Genomic DNA, 6,814 nt, shown 5'->3' with positions numbered 1-6,814 from the left:
GTGGATGTCCGGCCTTACTCCGTTTGGCTACCGTCTCAACCTGTACACCCGCCGGCTGGAGGTAATCGAGGAAGAAGCCCAGGTGGTCCGGCTGATATTTGCCCTCTATGTCCACGGGCTTGAAGAGGACGGCATATCAAAAGACGTATCTTTCCGGGCTATCGCCAGCTACCTTACCCGCATGGGCGTACCCACCCCCGGGGGTGCAAAAAGCTGGCATTATATGACGGTGCGGAGGATAATCCAGAATGAGGTTTACATAGGGACCGTCAAATACCGCACCTCCCGCCGTGTGGATAATAAATACTACCCCAGGGCCCGGGACGAATGGATAGTGGTGGCCAACGCACACGAGCCCATCGTCGACCCGGAAACCTGGCTCCTTGCCCAGCAGAAGTTTCGTCACGGCAGGAACATTCCCAATGTGAAACTCGACTTCTCCCCCTGCGAGCTGGCCGGGCTGGTGGTCTGTGCCAAATGCGGCAGGCGTATGGTCCGCCAGTGTTCCGTTCAAAGCTACCGCAAAAAAAATGGGGAGATAAGCAAATATCACAAGGAATTCCTGTGGTGCCCCACACCGGGTTGTACCACCGTAAAGTACCGGGACGTCGAGGCCGCCATCCTGGAATACCTCAAAACACTGGGGAGCTTTAACGTGCAGAGGCTGAAAGAAATTTTCGGGGAAGTCTGCAGCAGGCAAAGGGAAGCCGCCGCCACCATCGACACTGGTGAACTGGTTGAAAAGAAACGGGCCGAGCTGAAACGCAGGTTGAAGTTCATCTGTGAGAAATATGAAGCCGGCATCTACGACGACGACACTTTCCTGGAACGGAAAAGTGAGATCGACAGGGAGCTGTCCATGCTGGAATCAATCCGCTCCCGGAAAAACCCCGAACCCGAACCGGAACGGGAGATACCGGTACTCCGCGAAAACATCAACACCTTCCTTGCCGCCTACGAAGCACCGGAAAACAAGAGCCTGAAGAACAAGCTGCTCAGGGAATTGATTTCCGCGGTCTACCTTGACAAAACCGGAAAAGGGAAGTTCGACCTGTCCATTTACCCCAGGTTTGCTTTCAATTCCGGGCCAACCCCGCAGAAGTAACCGGACAAAGACGCGGGGCAGCCCGAAGGCCACCCCGGTCAATTAATATTCAATTAATATAATGAGGTAACTGCCGACGAAATGATTGTGGCCCATACCAACGAGAATGAGTACAAGGCCTTCATCAGCAACAAGAAAAACGAGGCCCTGCACTCACGCATCATTGTCATGAAGATCCCCTACAACCTGCGGGTCAGCGACGAAATAAAGATCTATGAAAAACTCATCCGCCAGAGCGATCTAAAAGATATACATATCGCTCCCCACGCCCTGCGGGTGGCGGCCATCTTCTCGGTTCTCTCAAGGCTGAAGGAAAGCAAGAAACAGGGCATGGACATTGTGAAAAAGATGAAGCTCTACGACGGGGAGGATGTGGAAGGCTTCAAACAAAAGGACGTCACCGAACTGCAAAATGAAGCACCGGAGGAAGGCATGAGCGGAGTGGACCCCCGCTATGTGATCAACCGCCTCTCGTCCGCCCTCATCCGTACCTCCACCAGGTGCATCAACGCCCTGGATGTGCTGCGGGCGCTGAAAGACGGGCTGGACCAGCATCCTTCCATCACCAGGGAGGAGAAGGAACGGCTCTTGAACTTCATCTCGATTGCCCGCAAGGAGTACGACGAAATGGCTAAAAAAGAGGTGCAGAAAGCCTTCGTCTATTCCTACGAAGAGTCAGCCCGGATACTTTTCGACAATTATCTGGATAACGTGGAGGCTTATTGCAACGGGACCAAATTAAAAGACCCCATTACAGACGAAGAACTGGATCCCGACGAGAAATTGATGCGCTCCATTGAAGAGCAGATCGGTGTATCTGAAAACGCGAAAAAGAGCTTCCGGGAAGAAATTCTCATCCGCCTGTCCAGCTACGCCCGCAAGGGTAAGAAGTTCGACTACACATGCCACGAAAGGCTGCGGGAAGCGGTGGAAAAGAAACTGTTTGCCGATTTGAAGGACGTGGTCAAAATCACCACCTCCACCAAAACTCCCGATGCCGAACAGCTCAAACGCATCAACGAGGTCAGTAACAAGCTCATTTCGGAGTACGGGTACTGCGCCGTTTGTGCCAACGAACTGCTGAAATATGTTGGCAGCCTGTTGAACCGCTAGGGGTGAGGCTAATGTCCGGAAAATACATCATCTCCCGGGAAGACTGGTCGCTGCACCGCAAAGGAGAGATTGACAGGCAGCGTCACCAGGAGAAAGTCAGGGAGGCCATCAAGAAAAACCTGGCGGACATAGTCAGCGAAGAAAGCATTATCATGTCGGATGGGAACAAAGTGATCAAAGTTCCCATCCGTTCCATAGAAGAGTATCATTTCCGCTATGACCGCGGGAAGATGAAGCATGCCGGCCAGGGCGACGGCAAGAGCAAGGCGGGAGACATACTGGGCAGCGACCCCCAGCATGGAGGAGGCAAGGGCAAGGGTGGGGCCGGTGAGGAACCCGGCGTGGATTATTACGAAGCCGACATCACCATTGATGAGCTGGCCGAACTGATCTTTGAGGACCTGGGCCTGCCCAACCTGGAACAAAAGAAAAAACCCGAACTGGCTTCCGAATCGGTGGAATTTAAAGACGTGCGCAAGATGGGCATCTCCAGCAATATCGACCGCAAGCGGACCATCTACGAGGCCATTAAACGCAATGCCCTGCAGGGTAAAAAAGGGCTTTCCGCCATAACCAAAGACGACCTGCGCTTCAAAACCTGGGATGACACTTTCAAGTACGAATCCAGCGCCGTGGTACTGGCCATGATGGACACTTCGGGCAGTATGGGGCCTTTTGAGAAGTACATCGCCCGCAGCTTTTTCTTCTGGATGGTACGGTTTTTGCGCACCAAATACCAGAATGTACAGATCGTGTTCCTCGCCCACCACGTGGAGGCCAGGGAAACCACCGAGGAGGAGTTTTTCACGAAGGGGGCCAGCGGCGGCACACGCTGTTCATCGGTCTACAAGCTTGCCCTGGAGATCATTGAAAACCGGTTCCCGCCCCAGGACTACAACATTTATGCCTTTCACTTTTCCGACGGTGACAACCTGGCCTCGGACAACGAAAACTGCGTCAAGCTGGTTAATGAGCTTTTAAAGGTATGCAACCTGGTGGGTTACGGAGAAATCGAGGGCTCGTACTACTATACCAGCACCCTGCGTTCGGCATATAAGAAAATAACCAACCCCAGATTCGTATCCATTACCATCAAGGACAAGAAAGACGTCTATCCTGCCTTGAAAAAATTTTTCAGTGTAGGACCGGAGCAGGTGAGACACAAGGTGCCGGGGGCCTGATCGAAAAGCGCCGCCCTTGTAGGGGCGGCGTTCAACTGCGGTTCAGTCCTCCAGGTAATCCTCAAGTTTGATCTTTTCAAAACCCGGGATTTTAATCTTTTCGAAACGTTCCGCCGGGGCATTGAGCGGTACAGTTGCATCAATGCCCATTTTGTCACTCACACCGTCATCGCTGGAAGGATCGAGTTTGTTTCCATGTGCTCCGGGAATTATGATCACATCTCTACCGGCCTGGCAACGGGTAGCAATGGCCCATTCCACATCTTCGGAGTTAAAAACATCTACGTCTTTATCTACAACTACTACATGTTTAATTTCCGCACTGCTGGCAAAGGCGGCAAACATGGCATTTTTAGCCTCTCCTTCGTTTCTCTTATCGATGGCAATAACAGCATGATAGCGACACGTACCTCCAGGTGTTAAGTGCACTGCCTGAACAGTAGGCACTGCCTGCTTGACGATTTGGAAGAGACCCGCCTCCCGCGGAATAGCTCCCAGCAGCAAATGCTCCTTTGTCGCTGCCACGATAGTCTGATAGATTGGCTGGCGCCTGCAGGTAACAGCATCAACTACAATTACGGGCTTTTTGCTGGCAGGCCCGTAATACTTCGGATATTCTCCGAAAGGCCCTTCCATTTCACGCACCCCGGGCAGCAACCGCCCCTCCAGGACTATTTCCGCATGCGCTGGCACTTCTATATCTACTGTTTCACACTTGACTAACTGAAGGGGCTCTCCATGAAGGGCACCGGCAATTTCCAGTTCATCGACCCCCAAGGGTGTAATTGCCTGTGATGCCAGCAAGGTAAGGGGATCTGCGCCGATAACCATTGCGACTTCCAGCGGCTGATTATTTTCTTCCGCTTTTTGGAATATATGCCACAGGTGGCGGGGTAAAATCAGGATGCCCAGTTTGTTTGGACCCAGTACCTGAAGCCTGTGGATCGAAACATTACGAATCCCGGTTGAAGGGTCCTTGGCAATAAGAAGAGCGGCTGTGATATACGGCCCGGCATCCTTCTCGTGGTGGGTCGGGACAGGAAACATAGAAACAATGTCAATATTATCTCGTACAATAACTTCTTTGACAGGAGCGTGTTCTCTATCAATGAGACGGCACGGCACGGGATTGGCCTGAGCCCCGGCAAACCTGGTTACTACTTCAGCTATGCTTACACCCATAGCGTCGGCAATCATCTGCCTGGTGGATAAAATCCCGGCTACGACGGGCATGGAATAGCCTCTCACTTTCTCAAACTTGACCGCCCACTGCCCGTCCGCCTTCCCGGCCACGGCAGCCAATTCGAAAACCGGGTCAACTTCCCTTTTTATTTTCTTCAGATACCCCCTGGCTTCCAGCGCTTCCAACCAGCTGCGAAGGGTATGGTAACTCACTGTAATCATCCTCTTCCCTTCATAAAGCCTTCCGCAGTATGGCTATGATATCCTTTTCCGTAACCACTCGAGGATTAAACTTGAGCATACCATGTCCCATGGCATCCTTAGCCATTCCCTCAATCATATCCCCGGTTACTCCCACTTCTCCCAACCTGCGCGGCAAGGAAATGTCTTCCACCAGTTCGCGTACAGCTTTAACTGAACGTAAAGCTGCTTCTCTTAAACTCAAGCCCTTGACGTCCTCACCCAGGGCAATCGCTATTTTGCTAAACTTCTCCATCCTGGCTATCGCGTTAAACTCCATAACATAGGGCAGGAGAAGACCTATCGCCAGCCCGTGGCTCACGTGCGCGTGCCCGCTCAAAGCTGCTCCGATGGAATGGGTAAGGCCCAGCAAGGAATTATTGAACGCCATACCGGCTAGTAGACTGCCTAAAGACATTTTGGTACGTGCTTCTTTATCACTCCCGTTAGCCACTGCTGTCCTAAGGCTTTCTCCTATGAGTTCAATAGCCTTTAAAGCGAGCGCTTCAGCAGGCGGCTGTGCCTTGAGGGAGACATAGGTTTCTATGGCATGGGACAGGGCGTCAATCCCGCTCGCCGCGGTTACGGACGGTGGAGCTGTCACCGTAAGGAGCGGATCAACCACGGCCACTTCCGGTGCCAAAAAGGGACTGGAAATGGTTATTTTCATTCTATTTTCCCAATCCGAGAGAACGGCAAACGTCGTAACCTCGCTGCCTGTACCGGAAGTCGTAGGAATTGCGATCAGGGGTATAACCGGAGCTTTGGGGACCTTGTTTACACCGGCATAGTCCCTGATATGACCGCCGTTTTCTACTATAATTCGGGCCCCCTTTGCCGTGTCAATCGGACTACCCCCGCCAACCGCTAAAATCAAATCACATTTGTTTTCCTGAAAGCATGTAGCACAACGATGAATGGTTTCCAGGCCCGGATCCGGTTCAACATCATCGAAGACCACACTTTCTATTCCTGCGTCGCTTAAAATCTTCTCAACTTTTTCCAGAATTCCGGCTTTCCTAACCCCCTGATCCGTAACAACCAGAACACGCCTCGCATGGTAGTCGCGACACCAATCTTCTATGCCGGACAAAACACCAGCCCCAAAACAAACAGTGGTCTTCAGCTGGAACGTAAATACTTCCATTTTGAATTAATCCTCCCTCTCAGTTAAGGTTCTAACAAATAAAATCGCCAAGTCCTAATCTTTCCAATGTTTCTCGAGTGGGAATACCGTCCTCATTCCAGCCACGTGCAGCATAATACTCGTCAAGCATCCTGTCCAGGGGAGGCAAATTTTCAGCGGCTCCCCCGCTGCCCCGTTTCTGTTTAAGGATGCGGGACGGTAGAATATCATCCTTGCGGCTGATGCCGCATTTTACGTTGTAAAAGCGCTTCAAGTTGAAGATCCTTTCTCCTATTTCCATGAGTTTTTCCGGGGTGAAGTCAAAACCCGTTCCCAACTTAACCCATTCCGCCAGTTCCTTTATTCCGACACCGCCAAACAACAAAAACTTACATAAGGCAAGCGAGTCAAAAACACTCATGAGATTTTGAGCGAGGGCCACAAGTTTCCCTTTTCCCTCAACAGAAAACCGGTCAAACGGTTCGCTGAACCCCAACTCAGGCATGGCCACGTTGCGCTCAAAGGCATGGCTGAACCCTTCTAAATGGCATGCCCCCCTGTTTGCAGTGGCATATCCGAGAGCTATGCTATTGTACGCCCTTGGGTCGTGAGCGGGGAAACCCATACCCTTGACATGGATGGCAAATTCCTTTGCTTCTGGACCCAACTCATTAAGTAAAGTCTTAAACCCGCCGGCCAAAATGGCACCAAACCCCTTGTTCTGCCCAATCTGGTGAACGAGTTCAATCAAAATCCCGGGATCGCCCCACCGCAAAACCAGGCCGCCTGTTTCTTCCTTCCCAATAACACCACGCTCAAATGCTTCTATACTGAAAGCAATCAGATTCGCCGCATCTATGGTGTCTA

General features: G+C 51.7%; 5 protein-coding genes and 1 pseudogene. 3 read left to right on the top strand and 3 right to left on the bottom strand.

Translation table 11 applies throughout. From position 1 onward, the window contains the following. From ACPLUI_RS09065 to yhbH, 3 genes and pseudogenes are all read left to right on the top strand, one after another. A partial coding sequence (locus ACPLUI_RS09065) for a recombinase family protein (RefSeq protein ID WP_424659942.1) occupies nucleotides 1-1,105 on the top strand: 1,105 nt, incomplete at its 5' end. 66 nt (nucleotides 1,106-1,171) lie between these two features. Further along, a pseudogene (locus tag ACPLUI_RS09060) lies at nucleotides 1,172-2,218 on the top strand (protein prkA); the annotation flags it as partial. Nucleotides 2,219-2,229: 11 nt separating this feature from the next. Further along, entirely contained in the window at nucleotides 2,230-3,399 is a 1,170-nt protein-coding gene (gene yhbH, locus ACPLUI_RS09055) for a sporulation protein YhbH (RefSeq protein WP_424659941.1), read from the top strand. Between the two features lie 42 nt (nucleotides 3,400-3,441). Here the strand turns inward: yhbH and ACPLUI_RS09050 are convergent, their stop codons facing one another. The 3 genes from ACPLUI_RS09050 to ACPLUI_RS09040 form a co-directional block, all read right to left on the bottom strand. After that, entirely contained in the window at nucleotides 3,442-4,803 is a 1,362-nt protein-coding gene (locus ACPLUI_RS09050) for a UbiD family decarboxylase (RefSeq protein WP_424659940.1), read from the bottom strand. 10 nt (nucleotides 4,804-4,813) lie between these two features. Then, nucleotides 4,814-5,968: an iron-containing alcohol dehydrogenase gene (locus ACPLUI_RS09045; protein WP_424659939.1), complete on the bottom strand. Its 1,155-nt coding sequence runs from the start codon at nucleotides 5,966-5,968 to the stop codon at nucleotides 4,814-4,816. Nucleotides 5,969-5,999: 31 nt separating this feature from the next. Continuing rightward, nucleotides 6,000-6,814: aldehyde ferredoxin oxidoreductase C-terminal domain-containing protein (locus tag ACPLUI_RS09040; protein ID WP_424659938.1), on the bottom strand; the 815-nt coding region annotated here is incomplete at its 5' end.

The sequence above is a fragment of the Desulfofundulus sp. genome, from assembly GCF_049701015.1.
GTDB lineage: Bacteria > Bacillota > Desulfotomaculia > Desulfotomaculales > Desulfovirgulaceae > Desulfofundulus.
The sequence above is the reverse complement of the archived record's forward strand: the minus strand, read 5'-3'. Positions and strand labels throughout refer to the sequence as shown.

Coding starts and splice junctions, on each gene's coding strand:
- yhbH (WP_424659941.1), top strand. CDS start 2,230: ATGTCCGGAAAATACATCATCTCCCGGGAAGACTGGTCGCTGCACCGC.
- ACPLUI_RS09050 (WP_424659940.1), bottom strand. CDS start 4,803: ATGATTACAGTGAGTTACCATACCCTTCGCAGCTGGTTGGAAGCGCTG.
- ACPLUI_RS09045 (WP_424659939.1), bottom strand. CDS start 5,968: ATGGAAGTATTTACGTTCCAGCTGAAGACCACTGTTTGTTTTGGGGCT.